16 protein-coding genes are annotated in these 18,037 nt (G+C 68.7%); 4 read left to right on the forward strand and 12 right to left on the reverse strand.

Annotated features, from left to right (window positions below):
- Positions 1-538 precede the first annotated feature (538 nt).
- The 3 genes from AC1DR7_RS17800 to AC1DR7_RS17810 form a co-directional block, all read right to left on the reverse strand.
- On the reverse strand, positions 539-1,366 hold the full coding sequence (locus tag AC1DR7_RS17800) for a S1 family peptidase (protein ID WP_457318817.1): 828 nt from the start codon (positions 1,364-1,366) through the stop codon (positions 539-541).
- Positions 1,367-1,677: 311 nt separating this feature from the next.
- Positions 1,678-2,409, reverse strand: a complete 732-nt coding sequence (pyrF, locus tag AC1DR7_RS17805) for an orotidine-5'-phosphate decarboxylase (protein WP_457318815.1) — start codon at positions 2,407-2,409, stop codon at positions 1,678-1,680.
- The gene (locus AC1DR7_RS17810) at positions 2,406-3,320 is read right to left on the reverse strand and encodes a 5'-nucleotidase, lipoprotein e(P4) family (RefSeq protein WP_457318813.1); all 915 of its coding nucleotides are present in this window, start codon (positions 3,318-3,320) and stop codon (positions 2,406-2,408) included. The genes pyrF and AC1DR7_RS17810 overlap by 4 nt, the downstream gene beginning before the upstream one ends.
- A 111-nt stretch (positions 3,321-3,431) precedes the next feature.
- Here AC1DR7_RS17810 and AC1DR7_RS17815 point away from each other — a divergent pair, with 111 nt between their 5' ends.
- The gene (locus AC1DR7_RS17815) at positions 3,432-4,103 is read left to right on the forward strand and encodes a YceH family protein (RefSeq protein ID WP_478076592.1); all 672 of its coding nucleotides are present in this window, start codon (positions 3,432-3,434) and stop codon (positions 4,101-4,103) included.
- A 295-nt stretch (positions 4,104-4,398) separates the two neighbouring features.
- Here the strand turns inward: AC1DR7_RS17815 and AC1DR7_RS17820 are convergent, their stop codons facing one another.
- Both AC1DR7_RS17820 and AC1DR7_RS17825 read right to left on the reverse strand, forming a co-directional pair.
- Entirely contained in the window at positions 4,399-4,932 is a 534-nt protein-coding gene (locus AC1DR7_RS17820; RefSeq protein ID WP_256776646.1) for a GNAT family N-acetyltransferase, read from the reverse strand.
- Between the two features lie 155 nt (positions 4,933-5,087).
- A complete protein-coding gene (locus AC1DR7_RS17825; RefSeq protein WP_256776645.1) occupies positions 5,088-7,064 on the reverse strand; it encodes a UvrD-helicase domain-containing protein in 1,977 nt (658 codons plus the stop codon).
- 111 nt (positions 7,065-7,175) lie between these two features.
- Here AC1DR7_RS17825 and AC1DR7_RS17830 point away from each other — a divergent pair, with 111 nt between their 5' ends.
- Positions 7,176-7,898, forward strand: a complete 723-nt coding sequence (locus tag AC1DR7_RS17830; RefSeq protein ID WP_457318806.1) for an SEL1-like repeat protein — start codon at positions 7,176-7,178, stop codon at positions 7,896-7,898.
- 45 nt (positions 7,899-7,943) lie between these two features.
- The gene (locus AC1DR7_RS17835) at positions 7,944-8,564 is read left to right on the forward strand and encodes a thymidine kinase (RefSeq protein WP_457318804.1); all 621 of its coding nucleotides are present in this window, start codon (positions 7,944-7,946) and stop codon (positions 8,562-8,564) included.
- Between the two features lie 193 nt (positions 8,565-8,757).
- On the opposite strand, the gene AC1DR7_RS17840 is transcribed toward AC1DR7_RS17835, so the two are convergent.
- The 6 genes from AC1DR7_RS17840 to AC1DR7_RS17865 form a co-directional block, all read right to left on the reverse strand.
- Positions 8,758-10,359: an OpgD/OpgG family glucan biosynthesis protein gene (locus tag AC1DR7_RS17840; RefSeq protein ID WP_457318802.1), complete on the reverse strand. Its 1,602-nt coding sequence runs from the start codon at positions 10,357-10,359 to the stop codon at positions 8,758-8,760.
- A gap of 95 nt (positions 10,360-10,454) precedes the next feature.
- Positions 10,455-13,286 carry a serine/threonine-protein kinase gene (locus tag AC1DR7_RS17845; protein WP_478051234.1) on the reverse strand — a complete coding sequence of 944 codons (2,832 nt, stop codon included), beginning with the start codon at positions 13,284-13,286 and terminating at the stop codon, positions 10,455-10,457.
- A 65-nt stretch (positions 13,287-13,351) separates the two neighbouring features.
- Positions 13,352-13,918, reverse strand: coding sequence for an ECF-type sigma factor (locus AC1DR7_RS17850; RefSeq protein ID WP_256776640.1), 567 nt, complete (start codon positions 13,916-13,918; stop codon positions 13,352-13,354).
- Positions 13,919-13,983: 65 nt separating this feature from the next.
- A complete protein-coding gene (gene mutM, locus AC1DR7_RS17855; protein WP_457320154.1) occupies positions 13,984-14,796 on the reverse strand; it encodes a bifunctional DNA-formamidopyrimidine glycosylase/DNA-(apurinic or apyrimidinic site) lyase in 813 nt (270 codons plus the stop codon).
- Positions 14,797-14,839: 43 nt separating this feature from the next.
- Positions 14,840-15,169 (reverse strand): EF-hand domain-containing protein, encoded by a 330-nt coding sequence (locus AC1DR7_RS17860; RefSeq protein WP_457320156.1) that lies wholly within the window; start codon positions 15,167-15,169, stop codon positions 14,840-14,842.
- Between the two features lie 45 nt (positions 15,170-15,214).
- Entirely contained in the window at positions 15,215-16,417 is a 1,203-nt protein-coding gene (locus tag AC1DR7_RS17865) for a DesA family fatty acid desaturase (protein WP_457320157.1), read from the reverse strand.
- Between the two features lie 194 nt (positions 16,418-16,611).
- On the opposite strand from AC1DR7_RS17865, the gene AC1DR7_RS17870 reads away from it, so the two are divergent.
- Positions 16,612-17,397, forward strand: a complete 786-nt coding sequence (locus AC1DR7_RS17870) for an ABC transporter ATP-binding protein (RefSeq protein WP_457320161.1) — start codon at positions 16,612-16,614, stop codon at positions 17,395-17,397.
- 161 nt (positions 17,398-17,558) lie between these two features.
- Here the strand turns inward: AC1DR7_RS17870 and AC1DR7_RS17875 are convergent.
- A partial coding sequence (locus AC1DR7_RS17875) for a DUF4785 family immunoglobulin-like domain-containing protein (RefSeq protein ID WP_478076593.1) occupies positions 17,559-18,037 on the reverse strand: 479 nt, incomplete at its 5' end.

Genomic DNA, 18,037 nt, shown 5'->3' on the forward strand with positions numbered 1-18,037 from the left:
AATGTCCTCCGGCGTCGGCCTGCGGCCGCCCCCTCCCCCTTTATTTCGCCTCCAAGGGCACGGGCGCCCAGCGCCCGACCCACCGACCAGCGACGGAAAAGCCTGGCTTCCACCTCCGCACCGCAAGCCGAGCCCCGTAGCGGCCGGTAGGTYCCTGGGCAAAATCAAGGAGGAGGCCACCACGCGGCCGGGGGACATTTGCGCCAGGRACCTACCGGCCGCTACGGGCCCTCCCGCTCGCGGTAGCCCAGAACGAAGACACCAACCGATCCGACGTCGCCGGGGCACTGTCCGTCCATGCGCGTAGCGTCGTGCTCACTCTGCGACGGCGCTTGCAGCAATTCGCTCGGCTCAGATGGGAAAAGAACAAAAAAAAGAGGCCACGCCGGTATCGGCAGGGACCTCTTCAAACCGGCGCAAACCGGAGGACAATGGTGTGGCACATTTCCGGCAAGCCGGATGGCGGCGATCCTACGCCGCCATCCGAGTTAAGGCAACACCTCATCATGATCGACGTAAGTGGCTGTTTTTATTGATTTCAGTAACGTGTCCAAGTGGCGGTGATGAAATCGCGGATATAGCCTGCCGATAGTCGCGCATACACCCCGGGGTAGCCGGCCTGGGCACACCCCTGGCCCCAGCTGACCACCCCCAGCACCGTCCATTGCTTGCGCCGCTGCACCAGCAATGGACCACCGGAGTCGCCCTGGCAGCTGTCGATACCCTCCTTGCCGGCGCAGATCACCGCGCCGGGCTCCAGGCTGCGGTAGGCCTGTTGGCAGGTCTTGAAGGGCACGAACGGGGTCTGCACCGTCTGCAGCACTGTGGGCGCGCCCTCCGGGCCCTCCAGCCCGGTGTCGCCCCACCCGATCACGCTGAAGTCGCGACCGGTTTTGAGGTAACCGGCATCGCTGCCCTCCAGCAGCGTGGCTGGCACCGCCCCGTCTATCGGCTTGCGCAACTGGATGAGCGCCACGTCATTGACCAGGGTGTTGGCGTTGAAGGCCGGGTGCACGTGGATCGCACGGATGTTGGACGTGCGTTTGCGCACGGTGGTGTCCAGCACGGTGGCCCCGGCGAGCGCGGCATAGCCGGCTGGCTTGGCGCCCTGCACGCAATGGGCGGCGGTGAGCACCCAGGAAGGCGAGATCAGCGTAGCGCCGCACCAGTGGCGGCTATGGTCCGAATCGCCGAAGTCCAGCCGTTGCAGGCTGACCATGAAGGGATACTGGCCAGGGGACGCATCCTCCCCGCCGATGATCACTGGCCGCAAGAGCTCGCCGTTGGGCGGCGCGGGAGCCGCCTGCGCGGCCAGGGAGAGTCCGAGGACACCGGCCGCCAGAGCCAGTCGGGTAAACACATGCATGCAGCACCTCCATTGCAAGGATGGGATCGCGCCGGGCAACGTCGTGCCGGCAGGATGGATTCCATCGCAGAAGGGGCGGGGCGAACTGCGGCGCGCGGCGCTGTTGGCGGGCGACGCGGGGTTTCCCGAGGCACAAGCGCGGCGATTGCGACGGGCGCCGCTCACGTTTTCAGGTCATGCCGACGTCGAGCGCTGGGCCAATGTCGCCCGTCGACTGGGGCGTGACCCTATCCACCCCTACGTTCTTCGCTCGATTGGTAATGGGCTGCCGGTCACGCCGCACGCCGATCCGGCGTGCGGCGGAGGGTGCTTCAGGCCTGGCGCGCGCGCCAGGCGGTGGCGATTTCCTGCTGGATCGCCTCGGCGGCGGCGCGCGGATCGTTTGCCAGGCGTATCGGCCGCCCGACCACGATCGCATCGGCGCCGTCGGCGAAGGCCTGGGCCACGCCCACGGTGCGCTTCTGGTCATCGCCGCCCGGGCCATCGGGGCGGATGCCCGGGCACACGATCGAGAAACCGGCGCCGGTGGCGGCGCGGATCGGCCCCGCTTCCTGGCCGGAGGCGATCACCCCGTCGATGCCGGCAGCCTGTGCGGCCAGCGCGCGCTCGACCACGACCTCGACCGGTTCACGGTCGATGCCCATCTGGGCCAGGTCGCTACGGCCCATCGAGGTCAGCACGGTCACCGCCAGCAGGCGCATCTCGCTGCCGTTGGCGGCGGCGCACGCCTCCATCATGGCCGGATGCCAACCGTGGATGGTGGCGTAGCTGACCGGCCACTGCGACAGGCGCTTGATCACCGCCGCGGCGGTGGCCGGGATGTCGAAGAACTTCAGGTCGACGAACACCCGCTTGTTGCGCGCGGCCAGGGTCTCCAGCACGTCGAAGTACTCGCCCGAGGCGAGCAGCTCCATGCCGATCTTGTAGAACCCGACCGTCTCCCCCAGCCGGTCCACCCACGCCAGCGCCTCGTCGCGGCCCGGCACGTCGAGCGCGAAGATCAGGCGCTCCTCGTCACGCAGCGGCAGCGGGGCGCGGCTCACGGCGCGTAATCCAGCGCGGCGCGCTTGGCGTCGTGGCGGGCCTGGCGCGACTGCGAATAATCGTTGTTGAACTGCGCCGGCTCGAAGCCGCCGTAGGTCGGGTTGGGCAGCATCCACCAGCGCTCGCCAAACCAGTCGTGGTACTGCTGCAGCAGCACATCGCGCCCTTCATTGGTGTTGGCGGTGACTTCGACGAAGTCGCCCAGTTGGTCGCCGAACTGCATCAGCACGCGGTATTGCTGGCCGGCCAGGCGGCGGCGGCAGTTCTTCTCGCTGCCGGCCTGCTCGCAGTCCTTCACCACCGTGCCCAGGCCGAGGAACACGCTGTCATCGGCGACCGGCAGGCCTTCGGCACGCAGGTTGGCCAGAGTGGCCTCCTTGAGGTGCACGGCGCGGTTGGAGATGTACAGCAGGGTCACGCCCTTGGCATTGGCGGCCTTGGCGAAATCGACCACGCCGGGAATCGCCCTGGCCTTCTTCTCGGCCACCCACTGGTCCCAGCTGAGTTCATCGTATTCCTTGCCATCGCGCACCAGGCGCGCCTGGTAGGGCGAGTTGTCCAGCACGGTCTCGTCCACGTCCAGCACCACGGCCGGCTTGAGGCCCTTGGCGGCGTTGCCGCGTTCCTCCGGTACCAGCGCATCCCAGTTGGCTTCCTTCAGCGCCTTGTCCAGGTGGTCGGCGGCGGCACGGTAGGTCTGCTCGGTGATCGCCCGGTATTCCTGCGCGCGCTGCATCCACAGCACGGCGTTGAGGTTGTCGTTGGCCGCGACGGCGGCATCGCCGGCGGCGGCCGGGGCGCTGGCGGGCGGCGGGGCAGCTTCGGCCGGGGCTTCGGTGCGCTTGCAGGCACTGAGCGCCATCACGGCGCAGGCAAGCACGGACAGGGAAACAGCAGCAGTACGACGCATCGGGGTCACCAGCAACAAAGTCGCGCCAGTTTACCGGCTTGTCCGGCGGCAATCATGTGCGGTGCGGGCCTCGGCTATGCTGCACGCCCCTGAAACACCGCCGAGCGCCCCATGACCGATGACCCCCAGACCCCCGCCCTGCCCGTGCTGAGCGCGGCCCAGGCCCGCGCCCTGGGCTGCCTGATCGAGAAGGAGGCGACCACGCCGGACGCCTACCCGCTGACGGTCAACGCCGCCCAGGTGGCCGCCAACCAGAAGACCGCACGCGAGCCGGTGATGGCCTTGTCGGCCGGCGATGTGCACCACGCGCTGCGCCAGCTGGAAACGCTTGGCCTGGCGCGCCAGCAGTTCTCCTCGCGCGCCGAGCGCTACGAGCATCGCGCCGGTGCCGCGCTGGACCTGACCCGCCAGCAGTTGGCGATCGTGGGCCTGTTGCTGCTGCGCGGCCCGCAGACGGTGAACGAGCTGCTGACCCGCAGCKAGCGCCTGTTCGCGTTCCAGGATGCCGAGGAACTGCGCCACCACATCGAACGCATGATCCAGCGCGGCCTGGCCGTGCTGTTGCCGCGCGCCAGCGGCCAACGCGAAGACCGCTACATGCACCTTCTCGGTGGACCGGTGGATGGGCAGGCGCTGGCCGAGCAGTACAAGTCGGCAGCGTCCAGCGGCGGCAGTGCCGTCGCGGGCAACCCGGCGCTGGAAGCGCGCGTGCAACAGCTGGAAGCCACCGTGGCCGAGCTGCAGGAACAGCTGGCCGACCTGCGCGCGCAGTTGGGGGGGTAAAAGGCAGCCGAGCATGGCTCGGCTCTACCCATGGCCGACCGATGGTAGCGCCGAGCCATGCTCGGCTCCGCGGCAACAGGCACCGCAGCCCTACCGATGGTAGAGCCGAGCCATGCTCGGCTACGCGGTATCAGGCACCGCGACCCTGCCGGTGGTAGCGCCGAGCCATGCTCGGCTGCGAGGTAACAGGCACCGCGACCCTGCCGATGGCAGAGCCGAGCCATGCTCGGCTGCACGGCAACAGGCACCGCGACCCTGCCGATGGTAGAGCCGAGCCATGCTCGGCTGCGCGGTATCAAGGGGCCGGCGCACCCGGCGTGGCGAACAGCAGCACGACGTCCCCGCCGTGCGGCGGCGGCAACAGCAGGTCACCGCGGTCTTCCATGCCCAGCTTGCGCAGCAACGCGGCCGAGCGCAGGTTGTCCGGCGAGACGATGCCGTACAGGTCCGCATGGCCCAGCACATCGCGTGCGTAGTGCATCACCCCGCGCGCGGCTTCGAACGCGTAGCCGTTGCCTTCGTACTCGGACAGCAACGCGTAGCCGATGTCCGGCGCCGGCAGTCCATCGCGGCGCACCAACCCGGCATTGCCCAGCCAGGCCCCGTCGCTGCGACGGATGATCGCGTACATGCCAAACCCGTTGAGCGTGTAACTGCCGAGCACACGCTCGGCGGTGTAGTCGCGCGCCTGGGCCAGGGTGCGCACACCACGGTCGGCGATGTTGCGGATGAAGCCCGGCGCGTTGAGCAGGGCCAGCATGTCGGCCGCATCGTGGTCGGGATCGATCAGGCGCAGGTGCAGGCGGTCGGTCTGGATCAGGGCGGACATGCGGATCACTGCAGAGGACGATGCCCCGATTGTGCAGTGCGCGCCGCGAACACGGTAGAGCCGACCGTTGGTCGGCTGCTCTTCGACCGGACATAGTGCAGCCGACGCGCCTCGGAACGGCAGCCGACCAACGGTCGGCTCTACCGTGTGTTGGGTCAGTCGAACAATGCCTGGATCGCGGCCAACCCCGCACTCGCGCGCTCTTTCTTGCGCGCGGCGTCGGCGACGGGATCGGCGCCGTCGCGCTGCATTTCCTCGGCCGGAATCTCGTCGAAGAAACGACTGGGCTTGAGCCGCACGTGCTCGCCGAACTTGCGGGTGAGCTTGCTGTAACTCATCCACAGCTGCACCTTGGCGCGGGTGATGCCCACGTACAGCAGGCGGCGTTCTTCCTGCAGGTTGCCTTCATCCAGGCTGACCTGGTGCGGCAGCACGCCGTCCTCACAGCCGATGATGAACACGTACGGGAATTCCAGGCCCTTGGAGGCGTGCATGGTCATCATCCGCACCTGGTTGCCGCCATCGTCCTTGTCGTTGCGCGACAGCAACGCCAGCTGCGCGGCCAGGTCGGCGGTGGTGGCGCCGCGTGGGCCGCCTTCAAACCACTGCGCCAGTTCTTCCAGGTTGCCCAGGCGACGCTGGTAGACCGACTCTTCCTTGCATGCGCTGCGCAGCTCGGAGACCAGCCCCGATTCCTTCACCAGTTTGCGCACCAGGTCGCCGGAACTGAGCTTGGGCATCTCCGCACGCAGGTCGCGCAGGATGTCGGTGAAGCGGCTCAGTCCATTGGCCGCACGTGGCGGCAGCTGCGACAACGCACCGATCGCTTCGGCGGCATGGGCCATCGGCAGCTCTTTTTCAGACGCCAGCTCGGCCAGCTTGGCCAGCGTGCCGGCGCCGACTTCGCGCTTGGGCGACTGGACCGCGCGCATGAACGCCGTATCGTCGTCGGGGTTCACCAGCAGGCGCAGCCAGGACAGCGTGTCCTTCACTTCCTGGCGTTCCAGGAACGCGGTGCCGCCGGTGATGTGGTACGGCGCGCGCACCAGCTGCAGGGCCTTTTCCAGCGGCCGCGACTGGAAATTGCCGCGGAACAGGATGCAGAAATCGCTCCACGGAATCTTCTTGGAGGTGGCCAGGAACGAGATCTCCGCCGCCACCTTTTCTGCCTCGTGTTCGCTGTTTCGGCATTCCCACACGCGGATGCGCTCGCCGTCGGCCTGGTCGCTCCACAGCTTCTTCAGGTGTTCGTGCGGGTTGTTGGCGATCAGCGCATTGGCCGCGCGCAGCACACGGTTGGAGCAGCGGTAGTTCTGCTCCAGCTTGATGATTTCAAGCGCCGGGTAATCGCGCGCCATCTGCTGCAGGTTTTCCGGGTTGGCGCCACGCCAGGCGTAGATCGACTGATCGTCGTCGCCCACGCAGGTGAAGTTGCCCTTGCTGCCGGCCAGCTGCTTGAGCAGCCGGTACTGCGCATCGTTGGTGTCCTGGCATTCGTCGACCAACAGGTAGCCGATGCGCTCGCGCCAGGCCACCGCGATCTCCGGGTTTTCTTCCAGCACCTGCACGGGCAGGCGGATCAGGTCGTCGAAGTCGACCGCGTTGAAGGCGGTCAGGCGCAGCTGGTAGCGCTCGTAGACGCTGGCCGCTTCCTTCTCACGGTTGCTGCGCGCCGCGGCCATCGCCTGCTCTGGCGAGAGGCCGGCATTCTTGGCGCGCGAGATCAGGTTTTTCACGTCCTCGATGTCGTCCGGCTTGGCGCCGTACATCAGGTCCTTGACCTGCGAGGTGGCATCGTCCGCATCGAAAATCGAGAAGCCGCGCTTGAGCCCCACCGCCGCGTGTTCGATCTGCAGGAACTTCAGTCCGAGGGCATGGAAGGTGCAGATGGTGACATCCTCGGCATCCCCGCCGTGCAGCCGCTTGGCCACGCGCTCGCGCATTTCCTTGGCGGACTTGTTGGTGAAGGTGATCGCCGCGATCCGCCGCGCCGGGTAGCGCTTGGTGGCGATCAGCTGGGCGATTTTCTCCACGATCACGCGCGTCTTGCCGCTGCCGGCGCCCGCGAGCACCAGCAGGGGACCTTCGCAGTGCAGCACTGCCGCGCGTTGGGGGGGGTTGAGACCGTGCATGCCATCTCCGTGGGAGGGGCATTGTACCGGGCCGCCCGGCTAGCCGATCCGGTTGACGCCGACCCGGGCAGCCGGTATTGAGGACGTCTGTCGAGCGCAGGGAGGTGGCACGTGATCGGGCGTCTTACGGATCGACGGTTGTGGGTGGTGGTCGCGGCCATGGCCGTCTCGCCGGTGCTGGCACAGCCCCAGGTGGCCGACCTGCGCGCGCGGGAAGTACTGGGCAGTCCGGCCTTCCTGGCCAACCACCCGGACATGCGCTACCGCCAACTGGGTCACCAGGCACAGGTGGAGGGGCGGATGGGCGAGGCGCGCAGCCACTTCCAGGCCGCTGCGCGGTACGCCGACAAACTCTCGCAGGCCGCCCTGGCCGAAATGTGGTGGACCGGCCAGGGCGGCGCGCTCGACCGGGCCATGGGGTATGCATGGATGGATCTGGCCGCCGAACGCGGCACGCCGTTCCTGCTGGCCCAGCGCGAGCGTTACTGGGCCGCGCTGGATCCGGCCGAACGCCAGCGTGCGGTCAGCGAGGGGCGGACGCTGTATGCCGAGTTCGGCGACCCCGCCGCCCAGCCGCGCCTGGAGCGCGAGCTGCGCAGCGGGCTGCGCACGGTCACCGGCAGCCGCACCGGCGCCGTGACGGCCAAGATGGACATGTTCGTCCGCGACAAGCGTGGTGCGCGCGTGGTGGACCCGGACACGTTCTACCAGGACGGGTACTGGCAACCGACGCGGTACTGGCAATGGAAGGCGGAGGAACTGGCCCAGGCCGGGCGTGGCAACGGTACGGTCGATGTCGGTGCGCCTACGACCGTGCCCGGCCCGGCCGACTGATCGGCCGATAGCCTGTCCAGGCCACGGAGCGGATAAAATCCCCGCATGGCCAAGCTCTATTTCTATTATTCGGCGATGAACGCCGGCAAGACCACGACCCTGCTGCAGTCGGCGCACAACTACCACGAGCGGGGCATGCGCGTGGCCATCCTGACCCCCCGCCTGGACGACCGTGCCGGGCGTGGCGTGGTGGCCTCGCGGATCGGGCTGAAGGCCGATGGCGTGGCCTTCGACCGCGACACCGACCTGCAGTGGCTCATCGCCCAAGACCTGGAGGCCCACGGCAAGCTCGGCTGCGTGCTGGTGGATGAAGCCCAGTTCCTGACCCGCAGCCAGGTCTGGCAGCTCAGTGAAGTGGTCGACCAGCTGCGCATCCCGGTGCTCTGCTACGGGCTGCGTACCGATTTCCGCGGCGAGCTGTTCGAAGGCAGCCAGTACCTGCTGGCCTGGGCCGACGAGATGCAGGAGATCAAGACGATCTGCCACAGCGGCAAGAAGGCCACCATGACCGTGCGCGTGGACGAGCACGGCCACGCCGTGCAGGACGGCCCGCAGGTGGAGATCGGCGGCAATGAGCGCTATGTGTCGGTCAGCCGCGCCGAGTTCAAGAAGATCACCCGCGGTGAAGGAAAAATCGACCCGGCGCAGGCCAAGCTGCCGATCTGATCGTCACCCGGCCGTAGCGCCGCGCCATGCTCGACGTGCCAGGCAGCGTGTGGCGGATCGTCACCCGGCCGTAGCGCCGAGCCGTGCTCGGCGTGCCAGGCAGCGCGTGGCGGTGATTGCTGCGCCGAGAGCAGCCGAGCATGGCTCGGCTCTACCCTCCCCCCATGGAGCGGCGTGCGGTGCCGGGGGCCGATCAATACAACGTGCGTTCCGGCGCGCCCTTCGGCGGCGGGCTGTACTGGTACAGCCAGGTTTCGGTCAGGGTCTTGCCGCCGCTGCGCAGGTACAGGCGGATGTCGATCTGGTCGGTGGAATCGTCCGGCGGGACCAGGTCGAACATGGCGCGGTAGCCCTTGATCTCGCGCAGCGGACGCGCCGAGACGATCTCCACGCGGCCACGGCTGGCCTGGACCACCGCTTCGACCTCGCCCTTGTCGATCAGCGCGGCCAGTTCGCCACCTTCGAAATCGACCGCGAAGCGCCACGAGAAGTACGCGCGCTTCTTGCCGATCACCCCGCCCAGGCCGGTGCGGCTGGCCACGCAGTGGGCCAGCGGCGGGTGCGCGGGCGGTTCGGCGCCCCAGTACAGGCGGTAGCCAAGCAGCAGCTCCTGGCCGGGCTGCGGTTTGGCCTCGGGATTCCAGAACGCCACGATGTTGTCGAAGGTTTCATCGACGGTGGGGATCTCGACCAGCTGCACCGAGCCCTTGCCCCACTGCCCCTTCGGCTCCACCCACAGGCACGGGCGCTTCTCGTAGAAGACGCCGTCGTCCTGGTAATGGTCGAAGTTGCGGTCACGCTGGAGCAGACCGAAGCCACGCGGGTTGTTGTCCACGAACATGTTGAAGCGCAGGTTGTGCGGGTTGCACAGCGGACGCCAGATCCACTCGCCGCCGCCGGTCCACATCGACAGGCCGTCGGTATCGTGGATTTCCGGGCGCCAGTCCCAGTCCATGCGGCGATCGTTCTCGCCGACCTGGTACATGCTGGTGCACGGGGCGATGCCGAGCCGCTCGATCGCCTTGCGCGGGTACAGCGCGCAGTCGATGTCCATCAGCAGCACATCGCCGTTGGTGATCGCGAAGCGGTAGGCGCCGGCCACGCTGGGCGAATCCAGCAGCGCATACACCACCAGGGTGTTGGAGTCTGCCGCCGGCTGTTCCAGGTAGTAGGCGATGAAGTCCGGGAATTCCTCCGGCTTGCCCATCCCGGTGTCAATCGCCAGGCCACGTGCGGACTGGCCGTACTGGCCTTCCTTGCCGACCGCACGGAAGTAGCTGGCGCCCAGGAACGCGGCGAAGTCGCGGTCGGTGTCCTGGCGGGTGTTGAGGCGGAAGCCGGCAAAGCCGAGGTCGGCCGGCAGGTGGCTGCCCGTCAATCCGCTCTTGCCGTAATTGAACGCCGCCGGATCGTAGGCCAGCTCCTGCGCGGTGCCATCGACCACGTCATACATGCGCACCGGCGAATGGAAGTACAGGCCCAGGTGGAAGAACTTGGCCTGGTACTTGCCGGGCTTGTCGGCCCACAAGGCGTGGTCCTGGCGATAGCTGATCGACTGGTACTGGTCCCAGTCCAGCGCCTCCAGCGGCCCGGGCAGGGTGCGCTTGTGGCTCTGGTAGGCGGCCTGCGACAGCGCGCGCGCCTGGCCCTTGAGGGTGGCGAAATCGAACGGCTGCGGCTGGCCGAGCCGGCGCAGCCCGAGCTGGTTGCCCTGTGCGGCACAGGCCGGCAACGCGGGGAAGCCGATCGCGGCCAGGGCCAGGGAGGCATTGCGGATGAAGTCGCGACGTTGCATGCAGGCAGCGCTGGCAGGAAAGGGCCGGCCATCATAGGCAGAGGAACGTTAATTCGCCGAGGTGGTCGCGGCGTGACGTTCAGCAAACCCGCCGCTCACCGCAGCGACGCCAGCGCCGGCGCAGCGCAGGCCCGGAGGGCCTGGTCGATACCGCGCAGCACGGCGCCGCCCTGCGGACGTTGCGCCTGCACCTCGGTCTGTAGCTGCAGCAGGGCCTCGCGGCCGCGCCACGGCGCCTGCGTGCAGTGCAGCGCGGCCAGGGTGGTGCGTGCCTGCCAGCGCAGTTCGATGCTGGCCGGATCGGGCGCGGTGCCACCGGCTACCTGCTGCAGCGCGCGCCGCGCTTCCACGTCCTGGCCCATGCGGACCAGGTTGCGGCCCCAGGCCAACTGCAGCGCCTGCTGCTGGGTGGCCGCTTCCGGCCCGCCCTGCGCGCTGCGCCGCATCAGCTGCGCCAACTGCTCACCGGCCTGGTGCGGGTCGCCGTAGGCGCTGGTGACCTCGGCCATGAGCCGGTCGGCGCGCTGCACCGAAGGCGCATGGTCGCCGCGCTGCGCAGCCTGCCACTGGCGGCCCTCGTGCAATGCCGCGAGCGCGGCCTGCCAGCGCCCGGCCTGCGCCAGCGCGGTGCCATAGTCGTACAGACCCTGCGGCAACAGGCCAATGCAGTCCGGTTGGCGCCAGATGGCCACGGCACGCTCGAAGTCGGCGACCGCTTCGCTGCTGTCGCCGCGCTCCAGCGCAAGACGGCCCAGCGCATGCCAGCTCAAGCCGGTGTCGCGGTGCTGCTCGCCCAAGGCGCGGCGGGTCAGCGCATGCACCTGGTGCAGCAGCGCGGTGGACTGCTGCAGATCGCCGCGCTGCATTGCCAGCACCCCACGCAGGCGCCGGATCGACAGCGTCTCGGGATGGTCCGGACCATACAGGCTGACCGCGTCGGCCCAGGCGATGTGCAGGTTCTGCTCGGCCGCGTCCAGGTTGCCCTGCACGGCGAGCGTCTCGCCGAGATGCCGACGCAGTGCGATCAACTGCGGCAGGCGCTCGCCGGCCCGCGCCTGCAGCAGCTGCAGGGCCTGCTGGTAGCCGGCCAATGCCGCCTGCGGGCGGCCGTCGTCGCTGTCCAGGGCAGCCAGATCGGCCAGGCTGTCGGCCGTGCCGGGAAGGTCGTGCAGGACCTCGCGACGCAGCGCCAGCGCCTGTTCAAAGCCTGCGCGCGCCGGGGCACGGTAGCCCAGCAGCTGCTGGCACCGGCCGAGCTGGGTGTGGTACTCGGCCACCTGGCTGGGCAGCGCCGTGCGCTGCTCGGCGGCCAGTGCCTGCATCGGGGTCATGTGGGTGACGCATTCGCGCGAGCGTCCCAGCATGCGCAGCGCCCGCCCGCGCTGGGTCACCGCTTCCAGTTGCAGCGGCGGCGGCACGTCGTCGACCTGTTGCAGCAGCGCGCGTTGGCGGTCCAGGGTCTGCAGCGCCAGCTGGTAATCGCCCATGCCGATCCGCAGCCGCCCGATCACCCCTTCCAGGTCGGCCAGCGACAGCGGCTGGTCGGCCAGTTCGGCCTCGCCCCGCTGCTGCCCGGTCGCCAGCAGCTGGCGCACGTCGAAGCTGCCATGGCGCACGCTGGCGGCACGGTCGAACAGGCTCACGGTGAAATCCTGCATGGCCTGTGCGCGGACGATCTCGCGCCGCGCCTGCTGCATCTGCCACAGCGCTACGCCCGCCAGGCCGAGCAGCGCCAGCGCGCATGACGCGCCCAGCGCCACGCCCCAGCGATGCCGGCCCAGGTACTTGTGCAGGCGGTAGAGGGTGCGCTGCGGCCGCGCGTGGATCGGTCGGCCTTCCAGAAAGCGTCGCAGGTCCTGCGCCAGCGCTTCCACCGAGGCATAGCGCTGTGCCGGTGCCTTCTGCAGCGCCTTGAGCAGGACGGTGTCCAGATCACCGCGCAGGCGCCGGGCCAGTCGCCGTGCCGCCGTCGTGGGCGGTGCATCGGCGCTGCCGCGCAGCACCACGGCCGAGGCCCGCGGCGCATCCACCTCCAGAATCGAGCGCTCCCATTCGGCATCGCTCTGTCGACGCAGCCGGTAGGGTTTGCGCCCGGTGATCACCTCGTACAACACAACACCGAGCGAATACACATCGGTGAGCGTGGTCATCGGTTCACCGCGCACCTGCTCGGGCGCGGCGTAGTGCAGGGTGAAGGCCCGCGCGTCGGTCAGCGGATGCTGCGCGGGGTCACGCCCGTCTTGATCATCAAGCAGCTTGGCGATGCCGAAATCGAGCAGTTTCACTTCGCCCTCGGCGGTGACCAGGATGTTGGAAGGCTTCAGGTCGCGGTGCACGATCAGGTTGGCGTGGGCGTGGCTGACCACCTCGCAGACCTGCAGCATCAACGGCAGGCGACGCTCCAGCGGCAGTTGCAGGCGCTGGCAGTAGTCAGTGATCGGTTCGCCTTCGACGTAGGCCAACGCCAGGTAGGGCTGGCCCTGCAGGTCCACGCCGGCGTCCAGCAGTTCGGCCAGGTGGGGGTGCTGCAGGCGGGCCAGGATCTCGCGCTCGCGGGCGAAGCGCTGGCGCAGGCCGGAGTCGGCGTAGCCGCTTCGCAGCAGCTTCAACGCGACGCGGCGCTGGTACAAACCGTCGGCACGCTCGGCCAGCCAGACCTCGCCCATGCCGCCCTCGCCCAGCGGCCGCAGCAGCCGGTAAGGGCCAACCAGGGTGCCGGCGCGGCTGTCTTCCGGCGCGGCCGTCCACAGCGGCTGGGCCATGAACTCATGGCTGTCGCGTTCGTGCGCCAGCAAGCGTTCCACGTCCCCGGCCAAGGTCGGATCGGCCGCGCGCAGCTGGGCCAGGCGCAGCTCGCGCTGGGCCGGGGGCAGTTCCAGCAATTGGTCCAGCAGCGTCGACAGCTGCCGCCAGCGCACCGCTTCCATCGATCCACCCCCCGAACGATGTACCGCCGCCCGCGCCGCCACGCAGGGCCGTCATGCCCCCTCGATCAGTCTTCGCGCACCGATGCCAGCAGGAACATGCGGGCCTTCTGCCAGTCGCGGCGGATGCTGCGTTCGGAGCGCTGGCAGAGGTCGGCGATTTCCTGCTCGGACAGCCCGGCGAAATAACGCAGTTCCACCACCTTGGCCAGGTGCCCATCCACCGCCTGCAGCCGCGCCAGTGCCACGTCCAGTGCCAGCAGGTCCTCGTCCATGCGCACGCCGCTGCTGCTGTTTTCCGGTATTTCCGCCACCCGCTTGAGGTCGCCGCCGCGCTTGCGCGCCAGCCGGTTGCGCGCGTAGTCCACCACCACGCTGCGCATCGCCGAGGCGGCGTAGGCGAAGAAGTGCGCGCGATCTTCGAAGCGGGCGGTACCGCGCGCGCCGAGCAGTTTCAGGTAGGACTCGTGGACCAGCGAGGTCGCATCCAGGGTGCGCCCCTGCTGCCCGGCCAGCTGGCGCCGGGCCATGCTGTGCAGCTCCTGGTAGAGCAGGGTCAGCACCCGGTCCAGCGCAGCGCGGTCGCCCGCACGGGCTGAATCCAGCCATACGGTGATATCCGGGCCCTCGTCCATCGCACACCCCCGCCGGTGACGTTGGCCGGACTATACCCCCGCCAAGGCGACAGGCATGCGAGGGTTCAACGCTGGCAGTGGCTGCACCAGACGCTGGCGCGCTGGCCGATGGTGGCGTGCCGCAGCAGCCGGCCGCACTGGCGGCAGGGCTCGCCTTCACGGCCGTAGACCAGCAGCTCCTGCTCGAAGTAACCCGGCGCCCCGTCCGGATTGATGAAGTCGCGCAGGGTGGTACCGCCGCGGGTGATGGCGTAGGCCAGGATCTGCTTCACTGCATCGGCCAGGCGCTGGTAGCGCTCGCGGGAGATCTTCCCGGCCTCGCGCAGCGGGTTGATTCCGGCCATGAACAGGCTTTCGGCAGCGTAGATGTTGCCCACCCCGACCACGATGCCCTGGTCCATCAGGAAGGTCTTCACCGGCGCCTTGCGGCCCCGACTGCGCTGGAAGAGGTAATCGCCGTTGAAGGCCTCCTCCAGCGGCTCCGGGCCCAGCCCGGCCAGCAGTGCGTGGGTTTCCCCGGCCGGTTGCCACAACAGGCTGCCGAACCGGCGCGGGTCGTTGAAGCGCAGCAGGCGGCCGTTGTCCAGGCTGATGTCGACGTGGTCGTGCGCACGCACGGGGGTATCACCGGGCAGCACGCGCAGGCTACCGGACATGCCCAGGTGCAGCAGGGCGCTGCCGATGGCGGTATCGAGCAGCAGGTACTTGGCGCGGCGGCGCACGCCTTCGATCGCCTGGCCGGGGAGCAGGGCGCCGATCTCATCGGGAATCGGCCAGCGCAGGTCGGGGCGGCGCAGGATCACGCCGTGCACGCGGCGGCCTTCCAGGTGCGGGGCCAGACCTCGGCGGGTGGTTTCTACTTCGGGGAGTTCGGGCATGGGGAGATTCTAGCGAGCCGGCGACAGACTGGGCGCGCGGCAATCAACGCGGCGGCGCGGCCAGTTCCTTGGCACTCAGATACCCGTCGCCATTGGCATCCTGCTTATGGAACCGCTGGATCAGGGTCTGCCGCTGCTGTTCGCGGGTGATCGAGGGACCCTTGCCGCCGGGCAGTTCATCGGCGCTGAGCACGCCATCGCCGTTGCGGTCCATGCGCTGGAAGGCATACATCATCCACTGCACGTATTCCTCGACGCTGACGCGGCCATCACCGTCGGTATCCATGCGCTGCAGGTAGCTGCCGGTATCGGCGACCTGCGCCTGCACACCGGTGGCGGCGAGCAGCAGGGCGAGGCAGGAAAAACGCCGCACGCGGCGGCGTTTTTCACAGGCATCGGGTGCAGACCGGCGCACCGGTCAGTGCGCCGTCAGTGCATAGCCCTTCAGGCGTGCGGCATAGGCCTGCAGCGCGGCGATGCCGCTTGCCTCGGCTTCGTGGCACCAGGCCTGCAGCAGCTTGAGGCGTTCGGCGGCGTCGTTGCCGCGCGCTTCCAGCAGGGCCGCCAGGCGCGCGCGGTGCTCGACCAGCACGCGGATGCGCGGGCGCTGTTCCACCCAGGTGCTGAGCTGGGCGCGGCAATCGGGCTTGAGCCAGCGGCCATCGTTGACCAGGCCACGGCGCATGCGGCGCGGCAGCAGCTTGCGCAGCTTGGCGCCGGCCATCGACGCCTCTTCGCGCAGGGCCGGGACGAACACGTTGCGCTGGTAGTCGGTCATCGCCTGGAAGCGGTGCGACAACAGGGCCTTGAGGGTTTCAGCGTCGGGCACGGTGATGTTCGGGCGCACGTCCATGGACGGTGCCACGCGCAGCACCTTGGCCAGGCGCAGCGCCTGCAGGCCGCGGATGGCCGCCCAGCCGATGTCGAACTCCCAGCGGCGCATGGAGAAACGCGCCGAGCTCGGGAAGGCATGGTGGTTGTTGTGCAGCTCTTCGCCGCCGATCCAGAACGCCCACGGGGTCAGGTTGGTCGAGGTATCGGCCGATTCGAAGTTGCGGTAGCCCCACCAGTGGCCGAGGCCGTTGACCACGCCGGCGGCCCAGAACGGGATCCACGCCATCTGGATCGCCCACAGGGCCACGCCGGGCAGGCCGAACAACAGGCTGTTGATGGCCAGCAACGCGACCGGGCCGAGGTTGGCGTGCGGGGTGTACAGGTGACGCTCGATCCAGTCGTCCGGGGCGCCACGGCCGTACTGCTCGATGTCCGCACGCATCGCGCGAGCTTCGCGGTACAGCTCCACGCCGCGCCAGAACACCATGCCGATGCCCTTGGTGACCGGGCTGTGCGGGTCTTCGTCGGTTTCCACCTTGGCGTGGTGCTTGCGATGGATCGCCACCCACTCCTTGGTGATCATGGAGGTGGTGAGCCAGGTCCAGAAGCGGAAGAAGTGGGCGATGAGCGGGTGGAAATCCACGCCACGGTGCGCCTGGCTGCGATGCAGGTACAGGGTGACGGCGAAGATGGTCAGCTGGGTGAACACCAGCAGCACCAGCGCCATCCCCCACCAGCCGAGGCCGACGATACCGCCGGTCAGGAAGTTGAGGAGCGTATCGAGCATCGCAGGACTCCGGGCCGCGGGCGGCCAGCAAGGAAACGGGTACACCTTCGAACATGATGGGGCCTGACGTTGCAAACTTCATCCATCTGATGCGATTTTTGCGCAGTCATTCAGTTGTTTCCCCTCTTCGTGAGCATGCCCCCGCATTCATGACAGTCGCAGCCTCCACGGCGCCCGTCGCCGCCAACGCCCCCCTGATCGAGCTGGACCGCGCCTGTGTGATCCGTGGCCAGGTCCGGGTCCTGCACGACCTCAGCCTGCGCATCGCCCAGGGCCAGCACACCGCGCTGCTGGGCCCCAACGGCTGTGGCAAGTCGTCCTTCATCAAGCTGATCACCCGCGAGCTGTACCCGCTGGCGCATGCCGACGGCAGCGTGGCGGTGCGCGTGCTCGGGCAGAACCGCTGGCAGGTGGACCGCCTGCGCTCGCAGCTGGGCATCGTCACTGGCGACCTCAGCAGCAACCTGGCCGACATGCCCGGACTGACCGTGGAAGACGCGGTGCTGTCGGGGTTCTTCGCCAGTTTCGTGGTGCCCGCCTTCCGGGAAGTCACCGACGCCATGCGCGAGCGGGTGCGTGAAACCCTGACGCTGACCGGCGCGCTGCCGCTGCTGCAGCGCGGCTATGCCGAACTGTCGGCCGGTGAAACCCGGCGCGTGCTGATTGCCCGTGCGCTGGTCAACCGGCCGCAGGCGCTGCTGCTGGACGAGCCGTCGACCGGGCTGGACCTGATCGCCCGCCAGCACCTGATCGCCACCCTGCGCAGGCTGGCCGCCGAAGGCATCACCCTGGTGCTGGTGACCCATCACATCGAAGAGATCATCCCCGAGATCGAGCGCGTGGTGCTGTTGCGCGGCGGCAGGATCCTCGCCGACGGCAGCCGGCACGACCTGCTGCGCGACGCGCCGCTATCGGAGGTGTTCGGCGGACCAATCCAGGTGATCGAACACGAGGGGAGGCTGAGCGCCTTTGCCGGATAAACGCCCGTAGTCATGCGTGGCTGGCAAGGTGCACGGACCCCGAACGATAGAGCCGCGCCATGCGTGGCTGGCAGGTGCACGGGCGCTGGACGCAAGGCAGCCACGCATGGCGTGGCTCTGCCAGGGGAAACGGAGGCAATCGCCTCCGTTTCCCGCCTTCCCTAGAACTTCACCGCCACCGCGCGCGATTCGATCGGCGCCATCCGCCCCTGGTCCTGCAACTGCAGGTCACGCAGTTCGAACGGTGCCGCATACCCGCGTGGCAGTGCGACGCTGGCGAACGGCAACTGCAGCTCGGCATTGCCGGCCTTGTCGAACCACGCCGCACTGTGCGCCTGCGCGACCGGATGCAACTGGCCATCCGGCCCGGTGGCATAGAGCGTGCCGCGTGCCTCGTACCGCCCCGGTGCACCGATCTGCAGCGGCAGCGTCACCGCACGACGGGCACTGTCCACTGCGACCTGACCACTGAAGCGCGCGGTCGGCTGGGCCACGGCGAAGGCGACCTTGGCATCGCGTTGCACCCCGTTGGCGCTGACGAAGGCCTGCAGTTCCCACAAGCCCTGCACCCGGCCGATGTCCTGCGGAATCGTCACGCGCGCGCGCAGGCCCTCCTTGCCGGCCACCAGCGGCACCGGCC

The sequence above is a fragment of the Stenotrophomonas sp. P5_A9 genome, from assembly GCF_056400525.1.

Bases quoted from the DNA above. Each gene is read 5' to 3' on its own strand.
- AC1DR7_RS17800 (WP_457318817.1), bottom strand. From the start codon at position 1,366: ATGCATGTGTTTACCCGACTGGCTCTGGCGGCCGGTGTCCTCGGACTC.
- AC1DR7_RS17810 (WP_457318813.1), bottom strand. From the start codon at position 3,320: ATGCGTCGTACTGCTGCTGTTTCCCTGTCCGTGCTTGCCTGCGCCGTG.
- AC1DR7_RS17820 (WP_256776646.1), bottom strand. From the start codon at position 4,932: ATGTCCGCCCTGATCCAGACCGACCGCCTGCACCTGCGCCTGATCGAT.
- AC1DR7_RS17825 (WP_256776645.1), bottom strand. From the start codon at position 7,064: ATGCACGGTCTCAACCCCCCCCAACGCGCGGCAGTGCTGCACTGCGAA.
- AC1DR7_RS17835 (WP_457318804.1), top strand. From the start codon at position 7,944: ATGGCCAAGCTCTATTTCTATTATTCGGCGATGAACGCCGGCAAGACC.
- AC1DR7_RS17840 (WP_457318802.1), bottom strand. From the start codon at position 10,359: ATGCAACGTCGCGACTTCATCCGCAATGCCTCCCTGGCCCTGGCCGCG.
- AC1DR7_RS17845 (WP_478051234.1), bottom strand. From the start codon at position 13,286: ATGGAAGCGGTGCGCTGGCGGCAGCTGTCGACGCTGCTGGACCAATTG.
- AC1DR7_RS17850 (WP_256776640.1), bottom strand. From the start codon at position 13,918: ATGGACGAGGGCCCGGATATCACCGTATGGCTGGATTCAGCCCGTGCG.
- mutM (WP_457320154.1), bottom strand. From the start codon at position 14,796: ATGCCCGAACTCCCCGAAGTAGAAACCACCCGCCGAGGTCTGGCCCCG.
- AC1DR7_RS17865 (WP_457320157.1), bottom strand. From the start codon at position 16,417: ATGCTCGATACGCTCCTCAACTTCCTGACCGGCGGTATCGTCGGCCTC.